The sequence below is a fragment of the Serratia sp. JKS000199 genome (assembly GCF_900215455.1).
In the GTDB taxonomy this organism is placed as follows: Bacteria; Pseudomonadota; Gammaproteobacteria; order Enterobacterales; family Enterobacteriaceae; genus Serratia; species Serratia ureilytica.
Window position 1 is genome coordinate 3062174 of the sequence record NZ_LT907843.1, and the last position, 22254, is coordinate 3084427.

16 protein-coding genes are annotated in these 22254 nt (G+C 61.9%); 8 read left to right on the plus strand and 8 right to left on the minus strand.

The window, feature by feature from the left end; translation table 11 throughout:
- Nucleotides 1–46: 46 nt before the first annotated feature.
- Genes pstB through CPH57_RS14640 form a run of 3 tightly spaced genes read right to left on the minus strand, consistent with a single transcriptional unit; the run spans nucleotide 47 to nucleotide 4705 of the window.
- Nucleotides 47–859: a phosphate ABC transporter ATP-binding protein PstB gene (gene pstB, locus CPH57_RS14630; protein WP_004941613.1), complete on the minus strand. Its 813-nt coding sequence runs from the start codon at nucleotides 857–859 to the stop codon at nucleotides 47–49.
- A gap of 28 nt (nucleotides 860–887) precedes the next feature.
- Nucleotides 888–2537 carry a phosphate ABC transporter permease PstA gene (pstA, locus tag CPH57_RS14635; RefSeq protein WP_060660370.1) on the minus strand — a complete coding sequence of 550 codons (1650 nt, stop codon included), beginning with the start codon at nucleotides 2535–2537 and terminating at the stop codon, nucleotides 888–890.
- Nucleotides 2534–4705, minus strand: a complete 2172-nt coding sequence (locus CPH57_RS14640; RefSeq protein WP_096242484.1) for an ABC transporter permease subunit — start codon at nucleotides 4703–4705, stop codon at nucleotides 2534–2536. Before CPH57_RS14640 ends, pstA begins: the two co-directional genes overlap by 4 nt.
- 396 nt (nucleotides 4706–5101) lie before the next feature.
- Here CPH57_RS14640 and ppk1 point away from each other — a divergent pair, with 396 nt between their 5' ends.
- The 6 genes from ppk1 to CPH57_RS14670 all read left to right on the plus strand — a co-directional run bounded on the left by ppk1 (nucleotide 5102) and on the right by CPH57_RS14670 (nucleotide 14687).
- Complete coding sequence (gene ppk1 / locus CPH57_RS14645) at nucleotides 5102–7165, plus strand: polyphosphate kinase 1 (RefSeq protein WP_033644044.1); 2064 nt, start codon at nucleotides 5102–5104, stop codon at nucleotides 7163–7165.
- A gap of 10 nt (nucleotides 7166–7175) precedes the next feature.
- Nucleotides 7176–8726 (plus strand): exopolyphosphatase, encoded by a 1551-nt coding sequence (gene ppx, locus CPH57_RS14650; protein WP_033632396.1) that lies wholly within the window; start codon nucleotides 7176–7178, stop codon nucleotides 8724–8726.
- A 181-nt stretch (nucleotides 8727–8907) separates the two neighbouring features.
- Nucleotides 8908–9090: a YfgG family protein gene (locus CPH57_RS14655; RefSeq protein WP_033644045.1), complete on the plus strand. Its 183-nt coding sequence runs from the start codon at nucleotides 8908–8910 to the stop codon at nucleotides 9088–9090.
- Nucleotides 9091–9193: 103 nt separating this feature from the next.
- A complete protein-coding gene (mgtE, locus tag CPH57_RS14660) occupies nucleotides 9194–10627 on the plus strand; it encodes a magnesium transporter (protein ID WP_015378729.1) in 1434 nt (477 codons plus the stop codon).
- Nucleotides 10628–10812: 185 nt separating this feature from the next.
- Nucleotides 10813–14139, plus strand: a complete 3327-nt coding sequence (locus tag CPH57_RS14665; protein WP_060660368.1) for a diguanylate cyclase — start codon at nucleotides 10813–10815, stop codon at nucleotides 14137–14139.
- Between the two features lie 194 nt (nucleotides 14140–14333).
- Complete coding sequence (locus tag CPH57_RS14670) at nucleotides 14334–14687, plus strand: DNA-binding protein (RefSeq protein WP_033644048.1); 354 nt, start codon at nucleotides 14334–14336, stop codon at nucleotides 14685–14687.
- Between the two features lie 6 nt (nucleotides 14688–14693).
- Here the strand turns inward: CPH57_RS14670 and alkA are convergent, their stop codons facing one another.
- The 3 genes from alkA to CPH57_RS14685 form a co-directional block, all read right to left on the minus strand.
- Nucleotides 14694–16184, minus strand: coding sequence for a DNA-3-methyladenine glycosylase 2 (gene alkA / locus CPH57_RS14675; RefSeq protein ID WP_072627151.1), 1491 nt, complete (start codon nucleotides 16182–16184; stop codon nucleotides 14694–14696).
- Between the two features lie 161 nt (nucleotides 16185–16345).
- Nucleotides 16346–17185, minus strand: a complete 840-nt coding sequence (locus tag CPH57_RS14680; RefSeq protein WP_033651541.1) for an oxidoreductase — start codon at nucleotides 17183–17185, stop codon at nucleotides 16346–16348.
- Between the two features lie 147 nt (nucleotides 17186–17332).
- Complete coding sequence (locus CPH57_RS14685; protein ID WP_033644051.1) at nucleotides 17333–18343, minus strand: AraC family transcriptional regulator; 1011 nt, start codon at nucleotides 18341–18343, stop codon at nucleotides 17333–17335.
- 271 nt (nucleotides 18344–18614) lie between these two features.
- Here CPH57_RS14685 and yegD point away from each other — a divergent pair, with 271 nt between their 5' ends.
- Both yegD and CPH57_RS14700 read left to right on the plus strand, forming a co-directional pair.
- Nucleotides 18615–19967: a molecular chaperone gene (gene yegD / locus CPH57_RS14695; RefSeq protein WP_033644053.1), complete on the plus strand. Its 1353-nt coding sequence runs from the start codon at nucleotides 18615–18617 to the stop codon at nucleotides 19965–19967.
- Nucleotides 19968–20018: 51 nt separating this feature from the next.
- A complete protein-coding gene (locus CPH57_RS14700) occupies nucleotides 20019–20585 on the plus strand; it encodes a GNAT family N-acetyltransferase (protein ID WP_096242485.1) in 567 nt (188 codons plus the stop codon).
- Here the strand turns inward: CPH57_RS14700 and CPH57_RS14705 are convergent.
- Both CPH57_RS14705 and CPH57_RS14710 read right to left on the minus strand, forming a co-directional pair.
- Nucleotides 20582–21199 (minus strand): pyridoxamine 5'-phosphate oxidase family protein, encoded by a 618-nt coding sequence (locus CPH57_RS14705; protein WP_033644055.1) that lies wholly within the window; start codon nucleotides 21197–21199, stop codon nucleotides 20582–20584. The genes CPH57_RS14700 and CPH57_RS14705 overlap by 4 nt on opposite strands.
- A gap of 61 nt (nucleotides 21200–21260) precedes the next feature.
- Nucleotides 21261–22214 (minus strand): aldo/keto reductase, encoded by a 954-nt coding sequence (locus CPH57_RS14710; protein WP_033644056.1) that lies wholly within the window; start codon nucleotides 22212–22214, stop codon nucleotides 21261–21263.
- Nucleotides 22215–22254 lie beyond the last annotated feature (40 nt).

The following is a 22254-nucleotide window of genomic DNA, read 5'->3' on the forward strand; positions in this document are numbered from 1 at the left end:
AACGGCCATTGCCGGCGACGGAGCGAAAACCTCCGTCGCTCATCCCTCACCCATACCGCCCGGTAATATAATCCTCGGTGCGGCGCTGACGCGGCGAAGTGAAGATGGCGTCGGTGTCGTTGTACTCCACCAGCCGCCCCTGATGAATAAAGGCGGTGTAGTCGGAGACGCGTGCCGCCTGCTGCATATTGTGCGTCACCAGCACCACGCTATAGCGCTGCTTCAGCGCGGAAATCAGCTCTTCGATGGTCAGCGTGGAGATCGGATCGAGCGCCGAGGTCGGCTCGTCGAGCAGCAATACTTCCGGCTCGATGGCGATGGCGCGCGCGATCACCAGGCGCTGCTGCTGGCCGCTGGACAAGCGGAACGCATTTTCGCGCAGCCGGTCCTTCACCTCATGCCACAGCGCGGCGGCGCGCAGCGAACGCTCCACCGCTTCATCCAGCAAGCGCCGGTCGCGCACGCCCTGCAGGCGCAGGCCGTACACCACGTTTTCATAGATCGATTTCGGGAACGGGTTCGGCCGCTGGAACACCATGCCCACCCGCCGCCGCAACGCCGCCACGTCGATCTGCGCGCCGGAGATCGCCGCGCCGTTCAGCTGCAGTTCGCCCTCGATGCGGCAGTTGTCCACCAGATCGTTCATGCGGTTGAAACAGCGCAGCAGCGTCGATTTGCCGCAGCCCGAAGGGCCGATCAGGGCCGTCACCCGGTGTTTCGGGATACGCAGCGAGATATCGTGCAGCACCTGTTTGTCACCATAAAACAGGTTCAGGCCGTTGACCGCCAGCGCGGTCTGTTCATCGTCGAGATGCTGGACATCCAGCCGGGGCAAACTGCCTGGCGTCATCAAACCCATTACGCACTCCCCAAAAATAGCGTCATTGTTACTGCGACCATGCTCGGTACCGCTCCCTCAGCGAATGGCGGATGCCCATCGCCGCCAGATTCAAACTCACCACGATCGTCACCAGCAAGAAGGCGGTGGCGAACACCAACGGCCGCGCCGCCTCCACGCTCGGGCTCTGGAATGCCATATCGTAGATCTGGAAGCTCAAATGCATGAACTTCCGCTCAAGGTGCAGATACGGGAAAATCTCGTCCACCGGCAGCACCGGCACCGATTTCACGACCCCCACCAGCATCAGCGGCGCGGTCTCCCCGGCGGCGCGCGCCACCGCCAGGATCAGACCGGTCATCATCGCCGGCGCCGCCATTGGCAGCACGATGCGCCACAGCGTCTCGGCCCGGCTGGCCCCCAGCGCCATCGAGCCCTGCCGCAGCGAGGTGGGTATGCGCGACAGCCCTTCCTCGGTGGCGACGATCACCACCGGCAGCGTCAGCAGCGCCAGCGTCAGCGCCGCCCACAGCACGCCGGGCGTGCCGAAGGTCGGGTTGGGCAGGGATTCAGGATAGAACAGCTGATCGAGCGTGCCGCCTATCATATAGACGAAGAAGCCGAGGCCGAATACGCCATAGACGATCGAGGGCACGCCGGCCAGATTGACCACCGCGATGCGGATCACCCGCGTCAGCAGATTGTTGCCGGCATATTCGTGCAGATACACCGCCGCGATCACGCCAAACGGCATCACCACGATCGACATCAGGATCACCATCAACACCGTGCCGAAAATGGCCGGAAACACCCCGCCCTCGGTATTCGCCTCACGCGGGCTGTCGATGAGAAACTTCTTCACCTGCTCGCCCCAGTGCGCCAGCTTCTCGGAGGTGCTCATGGCGTTCGGGTACCAGGCATCGCGCACCTGGCTGAGCGGAATGGTCAACGTCTGCCCGTGCATGTCGCGCAGCAGCAACGCGTCGCGCTGGCGATCGCGGTTCAGCCCCGCCAGACGTTCGGACAACAGCTGATACTGCCGCTGCAGCTCCAGCCGCTCGGCCTTGATCGCGTCCTGCGCGCGGGCGTCCAGTTTATCGTCGCGCTGCAGGCGCTTTTCCCGCAGCCGCAACGCGTCAAACTGCTGATTGATGCGCGCCATGTCGCGGAATTGAATGTCGTGCGCCTGGCGCGAGAGCGCGGCGATTTGCGGCAGGCGCTGCTGCAACGCCTGCCCCAGATTGCGGCCGGTCAGCGGTTGCCCGTCTTCCAGCAGCCCCGCCAGATAGCCGTAAGCGGTGCCGTGGCTGTCGCGTTCCAGCACCAGCAGGCTGCGCGGCGCGCTTTGACTGCGGATATCGCTGGCCAGCAAGGTGCGGAAATCCTGCCCCTCGCGCTCGCGGTTGCCGACCTTAATCAGATAACGTTCGACGTTCTGCGCCTCGCCCGGCGGCGTGACGCCCGCCTCGGCCAACTGGCGCCGGGAAATGCTTTGTTGCTGGTACAACTCGCCGATCACCGTCACCGGCCCGGCACCGTTCTGATTCAGTTCGAACTGATAAACCGGGCTCGGCCAGAAATAGCGCATCCCCTGCCCGGCCAGCAGCAACAGAATGCCGATCAGCGCCAGCAGGCTGACGGCGACCGAACCGGCGGTCAGCCACACCCACGGCGACCCGCTCTTCACCCAGCTTTTCATGGCGCCTCCTGATTCGGCGTGTAGCGCTTGCGCAGCCGCAGGCGCACCGCCTCCGCCAGCGTGTTGAACACGAAGGTGAAGACAAACAGCACCAGCGCAGTCAGGAACAGCACGCGGTAATGGCTGCTGCCGGAAACCGCCTCCGGCATTTCGATGGCGATATTGGCCGCCAGCGCTCGCAGCCCCTGGAACAGGCTGCCGTCAATAATCGGCGTGTTGCCGGTGGCCATCAGCACGATCATGGTTTCCCCCACCGCGCGGCCAAAGCCGATCATCAGCGCGGAGAAAATGCCGGCGCTGGCGGAAGGCAGCACCACCTTGATCACCGTCTGCCATTGGGTGGCGCCCAGCGCCAAAGAACCCTGGCTCAGGGTGGCCGGCACGCTGAACAGCGCGTCCTCCGCCAGCGAGAAAATGATCGGCACCAGCGCGAAGCCCATCGCCACGCCCACCACCAGCGCATTGCGCTGGTCGTAATTATCCCCCAGCCAGAAATGCAGCGGCTCACCAAACAGCACCACCTCCAGCCGCGGCCCCAGGCTGAGCGCCAGCCACACCGTCAACGCCAGCAGCGGCAACAGCAACAGCAGATCGACGCCCGGCCGGCAGCGCGGCATAAAGCGATGGGTCAACGCGCCGCACAGCAGCACCGCCGCCGCCAGCAACAGCGGCAATGCCAGCACCGCCAACAGATACTGCTCGATGATCGGCGCCAGCCAAATGCCGGCCACCAGCCCGATCACCACCGTCGGCAGCGCGCCCATCACTTCGATAGCCGGTTTGATCACCCGCCGCAGCCCCGGCGTCATAAAGTAAGCGGTATAGATGGCGCCGGCCAGCGCCAGGGGAATAGCGAACAGCATCGCGTAAGCCGCCGCCTTGAAGGTGCCGAAGATCACCGGCATCAGGCTGAATTTGGGTTGGTAACTGTCTTCGCCGGAGGTGGACTGCCAAACATAGGCCGGCTGCGGGTAGTTCTCATACCACACCTTGCCCCACAGCGAACGCCAGGTAACGTCCGGATACGGGTTGTCGAGCGCATAGCGCTGCCAGCCCTGCGCGCTCTCCAGCAGCAGGCCATCGCCGCGCGGCGCAAACGCCATCTGCTGCACCTCGGCGCCCAAACGGGTATTCAGCAGCGGCTGCGGTTGAATGGTGGAGAACAGCGAGAAGCCGCCATCGGGCCGCAGGGTGGCGAACACCCGGCGATAGGGCTCAGCCACCGTCAGCTCCTGCCCGTCGGCGCCATGGTCGAAATGCTGCACCGGCGTCAGGCGCCAGCGCTGCTCTTTTTCTACTTCGAACCACTCGCGCAGATTGCCGTCGGCGCCCTTGATCAACAGCGCGCTGCCGCCGGGCAGCGCCGTCATCTGATACGGAGCATGTTCGCCAAGGGTACGCGTTTCACGCAGCTGCAGCTGCGCGCCGTCGATCTGATAACGCGCCAGCCGGTTGCCCGCCAGCAGGTAAAGCTGGCGGCCATCCGGCGTCAGCACCAGTTGTTCTGCATTCTGTTCCAGCGGCCGCTCGCTGAACTGCGGCGGCCGATCCGGGCTGAAACGGCCGAACACCAGCCGCCGATCGTCGGTCACCCCGGCCAGCAGATACTGCCCGCGATGCGCGTCCGCCAGCGACAACAGCTTCAGCGGCTTGCGCTGCGGATCCAGCGCCAGCGGCGGTTGGCCGAGTGGGAACAGCCACTGCGGCCGGCCGTTTTCCGCCGTGGCGAAATCCGCGCGCGCCACCACCAACCGGCCGTCGGCCTGCGCCAACGCGAACAGATCCCGCTCTCCGGCGGCCTGCGCGAGCAGCACCGGTTTGGCCAGCAGCGTTTGCTGCACCAGCGGTGTCTGGGCCTGGCCGCTCGGCGCCGGCGACAGACGATAAAATTGCCCCGTGCCCTGCGCATCGATGCGATAACCGACGCGCTGCTGCACGTCCATGCCCAGCGCCAGCGCCGGGGAAGACGCCACAATCGGCAGCGGCTGAACTTGCCCAAGCGAGGCCGGTTTGAACAGCGGCAGCACCGCAAACAGCAGATAAACGAAGATCAGCATCAACGTCATCAGCACCATCAGCCCGCAGGCGGTCACTGCCGCCTGCACGCCGCGGTCGATGCGCCCGCGCAGGCGATCTCGGGGATGTTGATTTGCCGTCGTCTGTGTCATGTGTCTCGCTGTCGCTGATGTAATCGGGCTTACGCCGTAAGATAACCGGGCATCTTATGTCAGTTTTATGACGTTTGCATGACAAAGTTACCCGACTCAACCCAGGTTTTTTACACTGCCAACAGACAATATGAATTTGATATATTGCTGAAAAATGACCATAAACACGCTTTATAACGCCAAGAATAAGCCTGCTAACCGTCATTTCATGCTGATCGTTTCACTGCCGGGCATCCCGCCGCGGGGAAAATTTATTGTCGGCGAAAAACGCCGCGCGCCAACGCAATGGATATGTTGGACTTTCCTGTCAATCTCTCGCAATAATGATGAAGGACACTAGAGCGGCATCCGGGCGCTGCGTCCCGGATCCTATTCTAAAATTGAACTGGAGTGGCAATGGGTCAGGAAAAGCTCTACATCGAAAAAGAACTAAGCTGGTTATCCTTTAATGAACGCGTGTTGCAGGAAGCCGCAGATAAGAGCAATCCCCTGATTGAACGAATGCGTTTTCTGGGCATTTACTCCAACAACCTCGACGAGTTCTATAAAGTCCGCTTCGCCGATCTCAAACGCCGCATCCTGATCAGCGAAGAGCAGGGCTCCGCCGGCGCCTCGCGCCACCTGCTGAAAAAGATCCAGGCCAAGGTGCTGAAAACCGATCAGGAATTCGACGGCCTGTACAACGATCTGCTGCTGGAAATGGCGCGCAACCAGATCTTCCTGATCAACGAACGCCAGGTGTCCGAAAACCAGCAAATCTGGCTGCGCCAGTATTTCAAACAGCATCTGCGCCAGCACATCACGCCGATCCTGATCAACCACGACACCAATCTGGTGCAGTTCCTGAAAGACGATTACACCTATCTGGCGGTGGAAATTATCCGCGGCGCGCGCACCGACTATGCGCTGCTGGAAATCCCGTCGGACAAAGTGCCGCGCTTCGTCAATCTGCCGCCGGAAGCGCCGCGCCGCCGCAAGCCGATGATCCTGCTGGACAACATTCTGCGTTACTGCCTGGATGAGATTTTCAAAGGCTTCTTCGACTACGACGCGCTCAACGCCTATTCGATGAAGATGACCCGCGACGCCGAGTACGATCTGGTGACCGAAATGGAATCCAGCCTGCTGGAACTGATGTCCTCCAGCCTGAAACAGCGCCTCACCGCCGAACCGGTGCGCTTCGTTTATCAGCGCGACATGCCGAACGAGATGGTGGAACTGCTGCGCGGCAAGCTGGGCATCTCCAACTACGATTCGGTGATCGCCGGCGGCCGCTATCACAACTTTAAAGACTTCATCAGCTTCCCGAACGTCGGCAAGGCCAATCTGGTCAACAAGCCGCTGCCGCGCCTGCGCCACATCTGGTTCGACGGTTTCCGCAACGGCTTCGACGCCATTCGCGAAAAAGACGTGCTGCTCTACTACCCGTACCACACCTTTGAGCACGTGCTGGAGCTGCTGCGCCAGGCGTCGTTCGATCCGAGCGTGCTGGCGATCAAAATCAACATCTACCGCGTGGCGAAAGACTCGCGCATCATCGAATCGATGATCCACGCCGCGCACAACGGCAAAAAGGTCACGGTGGTGGTCGAGCTGCAGGCGCGCTTCGACGAAGAGGCCAACATTCACTGGGCGAAGCGCCTGACCGAAGCCGGCGTACACGTAATCTTCTCGGCGCCGGGGCTGAAAATCCACGCCAAACTGTTCCTGATTTCGCGCCGTGAAGGCGATGAAATTGTGCGCTATGCTCATATCGGCACCGGCAACTTTAACGAAAAAACCGCGCGCATCTATACCGACTATTCGCTGCTGACCGCCGACTCGCGCATCACCAACGAAGTGCGCCGGGTGTTCAACTTTATCGAGAACCCCTACCGGCCGGTCACCTTCGACAACCTGATGGTGTCGCCGCAGAACTCGCGCCTGAAGCTGTATGAGCTGATCGACAACGAAATCGCCAACGCCCAGGCCGGGGAACAGGCCGGCATTATGTTGAAAATAAATAATCTGGTGGATAAAGGGCTGGTAGATCGGTTATATACCGCGTCCGGCGCCGGCGTGAAGATCCGCCTGCTGGTGCGGGGCATGTGTTCCCTGATTCCCAACCTGCCGGGGATCAGCGACAATATTCAGGTGATCAGCATCGTCGATCGCTTTTTGGAACACGATCGGGTTTACGTTTTCGACAACAAAGGTGACAAACGGGTGTATCTGTCCTCCGCCGACTGGATGACCCGCAACATAGATTACCGTATCGAAGTGGCGGTATCGCTGCTGGATCCGGCGCTGAAACAGCGCGTTCTGGACATTCTGGAGATCCTGTTCAGCGATACGGTCAAGGCCCGTTATGTGGATAAAGAACTGAGCAACCAGTACGTGCCGCGCGGCAACCGCCGCAAAGTGCGCGCCCAGGTGGCTATTTACGAGTATTTAAAAGCTCTGGAACAACCAGGACAGTAGGCCAGCAACTATGCCGCTAAAAAACACTGCAACGAACAAACCGCAGGAAATCGCCGCCATCGACCTCGGGTCGAACAGTTTCCACATGGTGATCGCCCGCGTCGTCAACGGCGCCTTACAGGTATTGGGCCGTTTAAAACAGCGGGTGCACCTCGCCGACGGATTGGACAGCAACAACGTACTCAGTGAAGAGGCGATAGAACGCGGCCTGGCCTGCCTGGCGCTGTTTGCCGAACGGCTGCAGGGCTTCCCGGCGGATAACGTCACCATCGTCGGGACCCACACCCTGCGCCAGGCGGTGAACGCCGAAGTGTTCCTCAAGCGCGCCGCCAAAGTGATCCCCTACCCGATCGAAATCATCGCCGGCCAGGAAGAAGCTCGCCTGATCTTCATGGGCGTGGAGCACACTCAACCGGAGAAAGGCCGCAAGCTGGTGATCGACATCGGCGGCGGCTCGACCGAGCTGGTGATCGGCGAAGACTTCGAGCCGCTGCTGGCGGAAAGCCGCCGCATGGGCTGCGTCAGCTTCGCCCAGCTGTTCTTCCCCGGCGGCGAGATCAGCAAAAACAACTTCCGCCGCGCGCGGCTGGCGGCGGCGCAGAAGCTGGAAACGCTGGCCTGGCAGTACCGCATTCAGGGCTGGCAGTACGCGCTGGGCGCCTCGGGCACCATCAAGGCCGCCCACGAAGTGCTGGTGGCGATGGGAGAAAAAGACGGTCTGATCACCCTCGAACGCCTGGAAATGCTCGCCGAACAGGTGCTGCAGTTCAAAAGCTTCAGCTCACTGAGCCTGCCGGGGCTGTCGGAAGATCGCCAATCGGTGTTCGTGCCGGGGCTGGCTATTCTGTGCGGCGTGTTCGATGCGCTGGCGATCCGCGATCTGCGCCTGTCTGACGGTGCGCTGCGCGAAGGCGTGCTGTATGAAATGGAAGGCCGCTTCCGCCACCAGGACATCCGCAGCCGCACCGCGAAAAGCCTGGCCGATCACTACAACATCGACCGCGAACAGGCCAAGCGGGTGCTGGAAACCACCGAACTGCTCTATTCGCAGTGGATGGCGCAAAACACCAAGCTGGTGCATCCGCAATTGGAAGCCCTGCTGAAATGGGCCGCCATGCTGCACGAAGTGGGGCTGAGCATCAACCACAGCGGCATGCATCGCCATTCGGCTTACATTCTGCAAAACTCCAATCTGCCTGGCTTTAACCAGGAACAGCAGCTGCTGTTGGCGGCGTTGGTGCGTTTCCACCGCAAGGCGATCAAGTTGGAAGAGCTGCCGCGCCTCAACCTGTTCAAAAAGAAACACTACCTGCCGCTGATCCAGCTGCTGCGTCTGAGCACCCTGCTCAACAACCAGCGCCAGTCGACCACCACGCCGGAAACGCTGCGCCTGACCACCGACGACAACCACTGGACGCTGCGCTTCCCGGCCGGCTACCTGGCGCAAAACAACCTGGTGCAGTTGGACTTCGAGCGCGAGCAGGCCTACTGGAACGACGTCGTCGGCTGGAAGCTGCTGATCGACGAAGAAGGTTCGCAAGACGAACAACGCTCCGCCTGATCCCCCGCCCCCTGCCAGCCAGGGGGTTTTTCTTTCCGCCCCCGCTCCGCCAACCTAAACGAAACCCTAATACGGCGCGCCGCTCGCCGGAAAAAAATGGACAACTTTTGTCATCAGCGCCTAAAATCCGGTTACAAATTCTCGAGCGAATAACACAGGACACCGGCATACCGGGTGATATATGCGCAAGAAAACCACCGGACAGATGACGAAGATAGTGTTGTTTATCAGCTTTATCATTTTAGTCGGCCGACTGCTGTACGCCGCCGTGGTGGCGGTGCCTCATCATCAGGAAAAAAAGCAGGCCGCTGCGCAAAACGCCGCCGAAGTCAGCACGCCGCAACAGGACGCCTCCTCTGAATAACCGCCGCGCCCCGTCCGTTTCATAAAAATGACTCCGGCACTCGCTATGCTCTATCTTTTAATGAGCCTGCGTCAGGAACGCCGAGCGCCCGTTAAGGAACACCATGTCAGCCGCAACCCATAACGTCAAAAAAGTCGCTGAACACCGCCAGCGCATTCTCACTCTGTTGTTGAACAATAAGGAATTGGTCGACGGCATTCTCGGCCGGCCAGGGGATGAACACGCCCTCAGCCAAAGCGAACTGCTGAACCAGACGGCGGAAATCACCGGCCTGCTTGACGACATGCACGCCGCCGACCTGGCGGACCTGCTGGAAGCGCTGCCGCAGGATGAACGTATGGCGCTGTGGCGGCTGGTGGGCAACAGCAAGCGCGGCCAGACGCTGGTGGAGGTCGCCGAGCCGGTCTGGGACAGCCTGATCGAGGAAATGAGCGACAAAGACCTGCTCAAAGCGATCAAAACGCTGGACGTCGACGAACAGGCCTACCTGGCGCAATACCTGCCGCGTAACCTGATGGGCCGGTTGCTGACCTCGCTGGAGCCGGAGCAGCGCGCTCAGGTGCGCGAGATGAGCCAGTACGCCAAAGACAGCGTCGGCTGGATGATGGATTTCGAACTGGTGACGGTGCGGCCGGACGTCACGCTCGGCGCGGTACATCGCTTCTTGCGCATGCGTAAAACCATTCCCGACGCCACCGATAAACTGTTCGTCACCGATCGCAAAAACACCCTGCTGGGCGAACTGCCGCTCACCGCAGTGCTGCTGAACGACCCGGAGATCCCGGTGCGCGAAGTGATGGACAGCGATCCCGCCACCTTTCAGCCCGAAGACAAGGCCGATGAAGCGGCCGGCGCGTTCGAACGTTACGACCTGATCAGCGCCCCGGTGGTTGATGCCAAAGGCAAACTGATGGGCCGCCTGACTATCGAAGAGATCGTCGACGCCGTCAACGAAGAGAGCGACACCAACCTGCGCCGCATGGGCGGTTTAAGCCCGGAAGAAGACGTGTTCGCCCCGGTCAGCAAAGCGGTTAAAACCCGCTGGGCCTGGCTGGCGATCAACCTCTGCACCGCGTTCGTCGCCTCGCGCGTGATCGGCCTGTTCGAGCACACCATTTCCCAGCTGGTGGCGCTGGCGGCGCTGATGCCGATCGTCGCCGGCATCGGCGGCAACACCGGCAACCAGACCATCACCATGATCGTGCGCGCGCTGGCGCTGCACCAGATTGAAGTCGGCAACATCTCGCGCCTGATGCTCAGAGAGCTGGGCGTCGCCATCATCAACGGCGTGGTGTGGGGCGGCATCATGGGCGTGATCACCTGGCTGCTGTACGGCGACGCGGCGATGGGCGGCGTGATGACGTTGGCGATGCTGCTCAACCTGCTGCTGGCGGCGCTGATGGGCGTGGTGATCCCGATGACCATGCTCAAACTGGGCCGCGACCCGGCGGTCGGCTCGAGCGTGCTCATCACCGCGCTGACCGATACCGGCGGCTTTTTCATCTTCCTCGGCCTCGCCACTCTGTTCCTGCTGTAATACGCCAAAAGCCGGCCTCGCGCCGGCTTTTTCGTCATTCTGTCGCCGGGCTGGCGTTAACGCAGTAAAGTCGGGCTTCCCGGTAGGTTTTCCTCTCGCGCTGTACTACCCTTTGCCAATAAATCGTCTTAATTCATCCACGTCATGAATCCAATCACTGACAGAGGCCATCGGTAAGGGTGTCTATGGATATCAGCGCGCCGAACACGTTCGGCACACACAAAGGCGTCGTGGTGACGCATTCCCTGTTCGTGGCGCTGGCGACGTTTTTGCTCGCCTTGCTGAGCCTGTCGCTGTCCAGCGAAGCCCGCCACTTCACGCCGCTGTGGTTCCCGACCGCCGCCGCAATCGCGGTGCTGTACCGCCACGCCCCGCGTCACTGGGGGCTGCCGCTGCTGGCCAGCGGCCTCGGCATCGTGCTCGCCAGCTTCTTGCTGTTCGGCGTCAGCGTCACTCCCGTCAAGCTGGCCGCCATCAACCTGCTGGAAGCGGCGATTTGCGCCCTGCTGTTGCGCCGCATGCTACACCCGTACGATCCGTTGAATGATCTCGCCAGTTGGCTGCGTTTTGTGGTCTGTGCGGTGATTTTTACCCCGCTGTTCAGCGCGCTGCTGGCCGCCGGCCTGGTACCCGCGCCAGAGCAGCCTTTTTGGCAGCCGTTCGGTACCTGGTTCATTTCCGAAGCGATAGGGGTACTGTCGCTGGCACCGATCGGCCTCGCTTACAACCGTCGTACCCTGACGGCGCTGAACCCGTTTCCATTATTGCTGACACTGATGGTTACGCTGGCTTTCAGCTTTATGGCGCTGACCTATCTGCCTTTTCCGTTCACGTTCGTGATTTTGCCGCTGCTGTGGGCAGCCATCGCACTGCCGCGTTTTGAGGCGTTCACCGTTTGCTTCTGCACCCTCTTGCTGATCACCGTGATGATTTCGCTGGGACTGCTGCATTTTCAGGCTACCGGCAAACACCTTGGCGATCTCGGTCTGTACTTGCCGATGCTGCTGATTTTAATCCCGGCGCACGCAATGGCGGTGGTGATGCACGCCTTCCGAGTGGAAAAACAGCATATCGTCGAAAGTGAAAGCCGCTTTCGCAGCGCGCTGGAGTATTCCGCCATCGGCATGGCGCTGGTGTCGCCGCAGGGCAAATGGCTGCAGGTCAATCAGGCGCTGTGCACGCTGCTCGGCTATACGCCGGAGGCGCTGCATAAGCTGACCTTTCAAGAAATTACGCATCCCGACGATCTCAACGCCGATCTCAGCCAGTTGCACGACCTGCTCGATGGCCATATCAGCAGCTATACCCTGGAGAAACGCTACATTCGCAGCGACGGCCAGACCGTTTGGGCGCTGCTGGCGGTTTCGCTGGTGCGCGACGCCGAAGGGGTGCCGTTGTACTTCATCTCTCAGGTGGAGGACATCAGCGATTTGAAGCGCAGCCAGGCGGAAAACAACCGGCTGGTGGAGCGCATAACGCTGGCCAATCAGGTGGGCGGCGTCGGCATCTGGGAATGGGTGATAAGCCAGGAAAACTTCACCTGGGATCAGCGCATGTTCGAACTCTACGATCTCAATTCCGACCAAACGCCGACGTTGGCGCTGTGGCGCACGCTGTTGGTGCCGGAAGATCGCGACCGCACCGATCGCGAGCTGGCCGAGATTCTGGCTCAGCCACGACCATTCGTCATGGAATTTCGCATCACCACGCGCGGCGGCAAGTTACGCCATATTCGCGGCCAGGGCAATGTGATCCTCGACGACCAGGGCCAGCCGCTGCGCATGATCGGCACCAATATCGACATGACCGAGCTCAAGATCCTCGCCGAAGCGCTGCACGAGGAGAAAGAGCGCTTGCACATTACCCTCGACGCCATCGGCGAAGGGGTGATCTCCACCGACGGTCACCAGCGCATTACCTTTATGAATCCGGTGGCCGAGCAGATGTGCGGCTGGCCGCTCGATCTGGCGATCGGTATGCCCGTCGCCGGCGTGGTGCGCCTGACCAACGGCAAAGACGGCCCGGAAATCGAAAACCTCACGCAATACCCACGGCAATGGCCGGCGGATTATGCGCTGGTGCTGCACAGCCGCGACGGGCGTTATTTCGACGTACAGCAGTCGGTCTCACCGCTGAAAACCCTCGACGGGGAAACCATGGGCGCGGTGATGGTGCTGCAGGACGTCACCGCCTCGCGCGAACTGATGAAAAAACTCAGCTACAGCGCCTCGCACGATGCGCTGACCGGATTGCCGAACCGCACCCGCTTCGAGAAACAGCTGAAGGCGGCGATCGTCGCCGGCGGGGAACCGTCGTCACCGCATTCGCTGGTGTTCCTCGATCTGGATCGGTTCAAGGCGGTGAACGACACCGCCGGCCATGCGGCGGGCGATGCCCTGCTGCGGGACATCGCCCAACTGATGCGGCATCAGCTGCGCCATAGCGACTGCCTGGCCCGGCTGGGCGGCGACGAGTTCGGTCTGATCCTGTACGACTGCCGGCTGGAACAGGCCAAATCGCTGGTGCAGCAAGTGGTTAATCAAATCAGCCAGCACCCGTTCTACTGGGAAGGGAAGATTTACCGCGTCGGCGCCAGCGCCGGCATCACGCGCATCAGCGCCGACGCCAAAAGCAGCGAACTGCTGGCGCAGGCCGATATCGCCTGCTACACCGCCAAGCACCAGGGGCGCGGCCAGGTTTATCTGTACGAAACGCGGCAGAAACAGCTGCTGGAGCGGCAACACGAGGTGCTGAGCCTGCAGGAAGTGCAGACGATCATCAGCGAGGGGCAACTGCGGCTGCTGACTCACGCGGTCGCACCGCCGGCGACGCCGCTGTCGGCCGCGTTTCACCAGGTGAAGCTGCAGGTGATGGCGCCGGACGACCGCCCGCTGTCGCACGAGGCGTTCATCGCCGCCGCGCAGCTGTACGGCCTGATGCCGGACATCGACCGCTGGACGGCGGCGCAACTGCTGGTGAAATATGCCGACGACATCAAACGCAAAGGGCTGTCGCTCGCGCTGCCGCTGGCCATCGACAGCCTGCTGAGCGCCGACTTCCAGCGCTACCTGACTGAAACGGTGCGCGCTTCCTCGCTGCCGCCGCAGGCGCTGCTGTTCAGCGTCGATGAGGCCGCAATACTGGAGCACGCCGCGCAGTGTCGGGCATTTCTCCGCGAACTGCAGCAGCAGGGCTGCCGGCTGATCGTCAACGGCTTCGGGCATAACATCAATGCGTTCGATGAGCTCAGCGACCAGAGGATCGACATCATTCGCATCGATGAGCGCTTTATCACCAACGTGCACTGCAACCAGATGGACGAGCTGATGGTCTCGATGCTCAACGGCGCGGCGCATCGCATTAAAGCGCAGACCTTCGCCGGACCGGCTCACCAGCCGGTGACGCTGCAGGCGCTGCGCGACATCGGCGTCGATCTGGCGGACGGCGACCAGGTGGCGCTGGAGCAGCCGCTGGCGGTGTTGCTCAGCGACGGCTATTTCGGCATCCGTTAACCCTCTCCCCCTCTCAGGCGCCGTCTCCCGGGCGGCGCCTCGCATCTCGTTCGTTACATGATATTAACCAAGACAAGATTAGTGATATAAATAACACCTGAAGCTTAAACGATTAAGTAAGATGAAATCCCCATGCGAACATCGACGTATCCGTTGATTTTCCTCGACAGGTGATGGCTCAGAGACAAGGGACTATGGAAAAGAAATGGTTTTCCGCCAGGGAACTGATGGGTAAGGCGGGGTTGCCCTCAACCCCGCAAGGGGTCAATCTGATGGCCCGGCGCGAAGGCTGGGTCAGCCGCCGCCGCAGCGGCGTACAGGGCAAAGCGCTGGAATACCATATCGACAGTCTGCCGTTCGGCGCGCGCAGCCTGTCGGCGTTGCGCGAAACCGACCATCCGGATTACGACGTCAAACGTCAGGATCCGGTACGGGTCTGGATCGAGTATTACTATCACCTCACGCCGGCCGAACGGGAAAAGCTGCTGGCGTTCCTGATGCGTGAAGGCATGAGCCGCCTGCTGCAGCTGATCGAGTCTCCCCGCTAGCCGCGTTCAACTCTCCGCTTCCGGCGCCCAGCCGCCGTTGTGCCACAGATGCAGCGTGGCGTAAGAGCGCCACGGGCGCCAGCGCTCGGCGTAGCGTTCAATCTGGCGCGGCGTCATACCGGGGAAACGCTGTTTGATCAGGTAGTCGCCGGCCAGGAACACGTCCGGCCACGACCAGGCGCGCATCGCGATATAGCTGGCGGTCCAGCTACCGATACCCGGCAGCGCGGTCAGCGCCTTGATGCCCTGTTCGATATCCAGCACGTTGTCGAGCTGCAGCCGTCCTTCCCCCAGCGCGCGGGCGATCTCGATCAGCGCCGCCGCGCGCTTCACTTGCACCCCGAGCGGGCGCAGTTCTTCAGGCTGCAGCTGCGCCACCCGTTCTGCCGTGGGGAAAACGTGGGTGATGCCCTCATGCGGCGTCGCCAGCGCTTCGCCCCAGCGTTCAGCCATCCGCCCGGCGAAGGTCGCCGCCATTTTCACGCTGACCAACTGCCCCAGCACCGCACGCGCCGCCTGCTCGAAACTGTTCACGCAGCCCGGCAGGCGCAACCCCGGCGCATCGGCCGCCAGCGAGCCCAGCGCCTCATTGATGCGATCCGGCGCGGCGTCCAGATCAAACAGCAGGCGCACCCGGCGCAACACCTCCGTCGTCACCAGACTGAGCGTCGGCGCAATCTCGACCCGAACCCGATTGCGCGCCTCTTCCGGCTGCACGCTGAGCCAGCCGCGGTGTTCCGTGCCGCCCTGGCTGACGGCGATCGAGCGCAGGTAGCGGCGCCCCTCGACCCGCTCCACGCCCTGCACGGCGCGCGCCTGCAAGAAATTCAGCATGCGCGCCCAGTCATAGGGCGGCCGATAGCCCAGGTGAAACACCAACCCGCTGGCGGCGGCCCGTTCACCGCGCGCGCCGCCGCTGCGCAGCGCCGAAGGGATCAGGCGGTAACGCGCCTTGAACAGCTCGTTGAAACGCCGCAGGCTGCCGAAACCGGCGGCGAACGCCACCTCGCTGAGCGGCAGATCGGTGTCCGCCAGCAGGCGCTTGGCCTGTAGCAACCGGTGCGACTGCGCGTAATCGATCGGCGAGGCGCCAAACTGTTCGGCGAAGATGCGCCGCAGATGGCGATCGGAAATGCCCAGCCGCGCCGCCAGCGCTTCGCAGCTGTGTTCGGACAGATACCCCTGCTCGATGAGCTGCACCGCCACCTGGGCATAGCGGTTGCCCAGATCGATCAGCGCCAGGCCGGGCGCCAGTTCCGGTCGGCATTTGAGGCAGGGGCGAAACCCCGCCAGTTCAGCCGCCGCCGCGCTCGGATAAAAGGTGCAGTTTTCCAGCTTCGGCGTGCGGGCGCTGCACACCGGGCGACAATAGATGCCGGTGGAAGAGACGCCGACGAAAAAACGGCCGTCGAATTTGCGGTCACGCGCGCGCAGCGCGTCGTACAACGCTTGCTGTTGAGTATTCATGGCAACGCTCGGGTTCGGTTTTTTCTGCATTATGGGACTCGGCTAGCGCGCTGACGTGCGGAATTCGGACATTAAGTTACGCACCTTCCCACCGTCCAGATTAGCGATTGTCTTTAATGATTATGCGTCTGAACAGTGTTCAGACGCACCATTTTCACCGCCACCGACATAAAGCCCCGCTGCCCGACGACTTATTGCCCCTGGCGCGGTACCCCCAATGCCCGGCGCATCAGCCCATCGAAGGCGCGATCGGACAACAAGCGCCGCAGAAAAATCAGCGGTTTCGCGCCAAACCCCACGGCATAGCGCGTTTTCGGACGATGGGCGGCGACGGCTTTGGCGATCGTATCGGCAATCACGCTCGGCGGCGATTGCCGTTTCTTGCTGGCGTCGCTGACCATGGCGTGGGCGACAGCGTGAGCCTGAGCGGCGTACTCGCTCTGGCCGGAAACGCCGATCAGTTTTTCCGCGGCGATATCCGCCCATTCACTCTGGATGCCGCCGGGTTCGATCACCACGACGTCGATGCCGAAAGGTTGCACCTCCATGCGCAAACAGTCGCTGATGGCCTCCAAGGCGAATTTGGTGCCGTGATACCATCCGCCCAGCGGCGTATGTATTTTCCCGCCCATCGACGTAATATTGATGACGGTGCCGGAGCGCTGCGCTCGCATGTGCGGCAAAATCAGCTGCGTCAGCCGAACCGCACCGAACACATTCACATCAAATTGAGCGCGAGCCTCATCCGCAGAAACGTCTTCAATAGCGCCATAGGAGCCGTAACCGGCGTTATTGACCAACACATCGATACGCCCCGTTTCGGCGATGATGGTCTTTACCGCCTGCGCCATGGAAGCATCGTCGGTGACGTCCAACGGCAAAACGCGAATGCCGGCGGCAGCCAGAGCCTGCATGCGTTCAACCCGGCGGGCGGCCGCATAAACGGTATGCCCGCGCTGCTTTAACGTGACGGCGGTGGCTTCGCCAATACCGGACGAGGCGCCGGTCACCAGGATCACTTTGGACTTCATACTGACTGCTCCTTATTAGGATGATTGCGTTGGCGACTGCCTGCGCAGTCTGTATGTTGTCCACTTTAAGCGACGGGCCCTGCCGCAACCATGTCGAACCGCGCCAATCAACTCGCAGAATGCGCCAACGTGAACAGCGCCTCTCGGCTAATTCAGCCGCATCGCCTGGCGAGCCGCTTCCGGCGTTTGCCCTGTCCATTCGTGAAAGGCGCGGAAGAAAGAGTTCGGCTCTTCAAAACCGAGCAAAAAGGCAATCTCTCCGCTGGTAAGGGTCGAATGCTTAAGATAGTGGCGCGCCAATTTTTCCCGGGTGCCGTTGCTCAGCGAACGAAAACTCTCGCCCTCATCTTCCAGACGCCGCTGCAGCGTCCGGCGGCTCATGCCCAATCTTGCCGCCACCGCGTCGATGCCGGCGGTATTGCTGGGAATCAACTCCAGCAGCACCGCACAAACGCGCTCTCCGGTGGTTGCCGTGGCGTCCAGTTCACTGAGGCGACGACGCAGCTCGGGTTCGAAAACGCGCCACATGCCCTCATTCACTGTCAAAAAGGGACGCAAGGCATCTGCGGAGGAGAAAGTAATGCCCGGCCCTGCCCCAGGCGTTACCGCGCAGCCGAAGAAGGCTGCCAAGGGGCGTGAAAGGGCTGCAGGCGGCAGTTCAGGCAAGGTGATACGGCGCGCTTTTACCGGTTCGCGCGTGGCAAGCTGCGCCAGCCGAACATAAAATGCCAGCTCAGCCACCAGTAAAGACGCCGGTACCGCCTCCTCCGCCAACAACCAGCGGGGTGAAATCGTCATTTCGCCTTCAGGGCCGATGGCGAGCTCCAGGCTCATCGGCGCCGTAAGTTGCTTGTATTTCGCTAACCGCTGGACAGCTTGCGCCAGATTGGCGCTGCACAGGGCGGCGAATATCGGAGGGTCAAACGATTCCGTTGACATCAGCGCAACGATTTTCAACGGAAACAACGGGTCGCCCGTTCCTTCCTCCATCGCGCGCCAGAAGCGGAAATATTCTTCCGTAGTGATCCCTTCAGCGGTGCGTGACAACAGATCTTCAGGCAATGCAGCCCGGCGTAAAACATCCGTCGGCTGGAGCCCCAGATCTTTCAGCAGGGTTCTCCAGCCGATATTCATGAGAAAGGTCGAGTTGCGCGTCATGAAATCCTCATCACAGAGTCATAGGGAAAGGCATTCCCCGCTCGGAATACCTGTTGAGTATAAAGAAATGGCGTGCGTCTTGATGGGCGAAGCACGCCATTTTCATAGCCGACTGTGCCATTGCTGCGGCTTGAGCGTTATCCGCACTGAGAAAGTTCGCGCACGCCGCCGCGCCCGCTAAATTTTTCGACACTCGCGCATTGGCGCATTGCCCGCCGGCCCCGTCTCGGGTAAAGTCGCCCCCCTTCATTGGCATGGGGACAAAAAAGAGATGTTTATTGGATTCGATTACGGGACAGCCAACTGTTCCGTTGCAGTGATGCGCGACCACGGCCCCGAGCTGTTGACGCTGGAAAACAACGCGCCCTATCTGCCTTCGATGCTGTGCGCGCCGACCCGCGAAGCGGTGAGCGAATGCCTGCACCGCCATTGGCAGATCCCGACCGGCAGCGAAGAAAACCAGCAGCTGCTGCGCCGCGCCATCAGTTACAACCGCGAAGAAGACATTCCGGTCAACGGCGACAGCGTGCTGTTCGGCCTGCAGGCGCTGGCGCACTATATGGAAGATCCGGAAGAGGTGTATTTCGTGCGCTCGCCGAAGTCCTTCCTCGGCGCCAACGGCCTGAAACCACAGCAGATCGCGCTGTTCGAAGACCTGGTGTGCGCCATGATGTTCCACATCAAACGCCAGGCAGAAAATGTGCTGCAAACCGGCATCGATCAGGCAGTGATCGGCCGGCCGATCAACTTCCAGGGCATCGGCGGCGACGAAGCCAACCGGCAGGCGCAGGGCATTCTGCAACGCGCCGCCGAACGCGCCGGTTTCAAGGACATTGAATTCCAGTTCGAGCCGGTGGCGGCGGGGCTGGACTTCGAAGCGACGCTGAGCGAAGAGCAAACCGTGCTGGTGGTGGACATCGGCGGCGGCACCACCGACTGCTCGGTGCTGCTGATGGGGCCGCAGTGGCGCAACCGCGCCGATCGCCAGCAGAGCCTGCTGGGCCACAGCGGCTGCCGGGTCGGCGGTAACGATCTGGACATCATGCTGGCCTTCAAGCAGCTGATGCCGCTGTTCGGCCTGGGCGGCGAAACCGCGAAAGGCATCGCCCTGCCGGCGCTGCCTTACTGGAACGCGGTGGCGACCAACGATGTGCCGGCGCAAAACGATTTCTACAGCGCCGCCAACGGCCGCGTGCTGCGCGATCTGATCCTCGACGCGGCGGAGCCGGAAAAGGTCAAGCGCCTGCTGAAAGTGTACCAGCAGCGCCTGAGCTACCGATTGGTGCGGGCGGCCGAAGAGAGTAAGATCGCCCTGTCCGGCCAAACGGCCATCAGCGCGCCGCTCAATTTCGTGCAGGCCGATCTGGCGGAGAACATCAGCCAGGATCAGCTCGCCGACGCCATCTCGCAGCCGTTGATGCGCATTCAGGAGCAGGTCAGCGCCGCGCTGGCCAGCAGCCAGACCGCGCCGCAGGTGATCTACCTGACCGGCGGCAGCGCGCGTTCGCCGCTGCTGCGCGCCGCGCTGCAACAGCAGCTGCCGGGCATTCCGATCGTCGGCGGCAACGACTTCGGCTCGGTCACCGCCGGGCTGGCGCGCTGGGCGCAAACGCTGTTCCGTTGACAGCCCAAGGGCGCGGCTCGCCGCGCCCTTGTTCATTGGAGGCTATGCATCATGTCGACCATCCTTACCCTCGACAGCGCCAGGCTACGGCTGCGCCCCTGGCGCGACGACGACCTGCCGGCCTTCGCCGCGCTCAACGCCGATCCGCAGGTCATGCGCTATTTCCCGGCGACGATGACGGCCGAGGAAAGCCGCGCGCAGGCCGAACGCATCCGCACCTTCCTGCAACAGCACGGCTGGGGGCTGTGGGCGGTGGAAGTGAAAAGCGGCGCGCCTTTTATCGGTTTTGTCGGGCTGGCGCGGCCGGGCGACGATCTGCCTTGCTCCCCCTGCGTGGAGATCGGCTGGCGGCTGGCGGCGGCCCACTGGGGCAACGGCTACGCCGCTGAGGCGGCGCGCGCCGCGCTGGCGTGCGCCTTCGACACGCTGCATTTGCCGGAAGTAGTGGCCTTCACCGCCGAAGATAACCAGCCGTCGCGCCGGGTGATGACGCGCATCGGTATGCGCTTCGACGGCGAAACCTTCCTGCACCCGCGTCTGCCGGCGGGCCATCCGCTGCAAAAGCACGTCTTATACCGGCTGAATCGACAAACGTGGCGCGAACGCCACGGCGATTAATACAGCGTATCCTTCAGCCGCTGCGGCAGCGCGCTGTCGTACTCCTCACCGTCGAAGCGCGTTTGGCTCACCGCGGCCAAAATATGGCCGGGGCTGGGCAGCACCGAACGCTCGAGGCGGCTGGCCTCTTCCCATAACCCCGAACGCAAGATCGCCCGGCTGCACTGGAAGAACACCGCCTCCACCCGAATGCGCAGCACCGAACGCGGCAGCTGGTTGCGGTGGGCGAAGCGCTGCAACACCGCCGGCGCCACCACGATCTCCGCCCGCCCGTTAATCCGCAGCGTTTCGCCGATGCCGGGGATCAGCAGCAGCAGCGCCACCCGGTTGTCGTGCAGGATATTGCGCAGGCTGTCGATGCGGTTATTGCCGCGCCGATCCGGCAACAGCAGGGTTTTCTCGTCTTCGATATGAATGAAACCGGCCGGATCGCCGCGCGGCGAGACGTCCATGCCGTCCGGCCCCACCGTCGAGAGGGCGGCGAACGGCGCCGCCTCGATAAACGGACGGTAAGCCGGGTGGATGTAGCTGACTTCTTTAAAAACCGAGGGCGCGGCGGGCTTGCCGTACAGCTGTTCCAGCGCCGCGAGGTCGTTGATGATATCGCCAGACATTGCAGTTTCCTGAATGAGTCATATTGACCCCTTCAGCATAGAGCAAAATCGCCGGCGGCTCTTACTCGGCGCTGGCGTGGTTCAGCGTCTGAATGTCGTCCGCATCCAGCGTCAGACGCGTGGCGCTGACCAACTCATCCAGCTGCGACAACGAGGTGGCGCTGACGATCGGCGCGGTGATGCTCGGACGCGCGATCAGCCAGGCCAGCGAGACCTGCGCCGCAGAGACGCCGTGTTTGCCCGCCACCTGATCCAGCGCCGCCAGGATGCGGAAACCGCGCGGGTTCAGGTAGCGTTCGACGATGCGATCGCCGCGCTGGCTTTTGCCCTCATCCGCTTTGCTGCGGTATTTGCCGGTCAGAAAGCCGCTGGCCAGCGCGAAGAAGTTGATCACCCCGAGGCCATGGCGCTGCGCCACCCCCTCCAGCTCGGCTTCATACCCTTCGCGCGCATACAGATTGTATTCCGGCTGCAGGGTTTCGTAGCGCGCCAATCCGTTGCTCTCGCTCACCCGCAGCGCTTCTTCCAGGCGATCCGCCTGATAGTTGGAGGCGCCGATCGCCCGCACCTTGCCGGCCTTAATCAACGCATCGAACGCCGCCAGCGTCTCTTCCAGCGGCGTATCGCGGTCATCGTCATGCGACTGATAAAGATCGATATAATCGGTTTGCAGGCGCCGCAGCGAATCTTCCACCGCCTGCTGAATATAGCGCGGCGACAGACCCTGTTTGCCTTCGCCCATCGGTTTACCCACCTTGGTGGCGATGATCACCTGGTCGCGCTTGCCGCTCTTCTTCAGCCATTCGCCGATGACGGTTTCCGATTCGCCGCCCCGGTTGCCCGGCGCCCAGCTGGAATAAACGTCGGCGGTATCGATAAAGTTGAGCTGATTGTCCACCAGCGCATCCAGCAGGCTGAACGAGGTCGCTTGATCCGCCGTCCAACCGAACACATTGCCGCCAAAGGTCAACGCCGGCACCTGAATGCCTGAGCGGCCCAATTCTCTGTTGCTCATCACCTGCTCCTGTGGGAAAAGATTCGCGGGTTAATTATTA

Coding starts and splice junctions, on each gene's coding strand:
- pstB (WP_004941613.1), bottom strand. CDS start 859: ATGGGTTTGATGACGCCAGGCAGTTTGCCCCGGCTGGATGTCCAGCAT.
- pstA (WP_060660370.1), bottom strand. CDS start 2,537: ATGAAAAGCTGGGTGAAGAGCGGGTCGCCGTGGGTGTGGCTGACCGCC.
- CPH57_RS14640 (WP_096242484.1), bottom strand. CDS start 4,705: ATGACACAGACGACGGCAAATCAACATCCCCGAGATCGCCTGCGCGGG.
- ppk1 (WP_033644044.1), top strand. CDS start 5,102: ATGGGTCAGGAAAAGCTCTACATCGAAAAAGAACTAAGCTGGTTATCC.
- ppx (WP_033632396.1), top strand. CDS start 7,176: ATGCCGCTAAAAAACACTGCAACGAACAAACCGCAGGAAATCGCCGCC.
- CPH57_RS14655 (WP_033644045.1), top strand. CDS start 8,908: ATGCGCAAGAAAACCACCGGACAGATGACGAAGATAGTGTTGTTTATC.
- mgtE (WP_015378729.1), top strand. CDS start 9,194: ATGTCAGCCGCAACCCATAACGTCAAAAAAGTCGCTGAACACCGCCAG.
- CPH57_RS14665 (WP_060660368.1), top strand. CDS start 10,813: ATGGATATCAGCGCGCCGAACACGTTCGGCACACACAAAGGCGTCGTG.
- CPH57_RS14670 (WP_033644048.1), top strand. CDS start 14,334: ATGGAAAAGAAATGGTTTTCCGCCAGGGAACTGATGGGTAAGGCGGGG.
- alkA (WP_072627151.1), bottom strand. CDS start 16,184: ATGCAGAAAAAACCGAACCCGAGCGTTGCCATGAATACTCAACAGCAA.
- CPH57_RS14680 (WP_033651541.1), bottom strand. CDS start 17,185: ATGAAGTCCAAAGTGATCCTGGTGACCGGCGCCTCGTCCGGTATTGGC.
- CPH57_RS14685 (WP_033644051.1), bottom strand. CDS start 18,343: ATGACGCGCAACTCGACCTTTCTCATGAATATCGGCTGGAGAACCCTG.
- yegD (WP_033644053.1), top strand. CDS start 18,615: ATGTTTATTGGATTCGATTACGGGACAGCCAACTGTTCCGTTGCAGTG.
- CPH57_RS14700 (WP_096242485.1), top strand. CDS start 20,019: ATGTCGACCATCCTTACCCTCGACAGCGCCAGGCTACGGCTGCGCCCC.
- CPH57_RS14705 (WP_033644055.1), bottom strand. CDS start 21,199: ATGTCTGGCGATATCATCAACGACCTCGCGGCGCTGGAACAGCTGTAC.
- CPH57_RS14710 (WP_033644056.1), bottom strand. CDS start 22,214: ATGAGCAACAGAGAATTGGGCCGCTCAGGCATTCAGGTGCCGGCGTTG.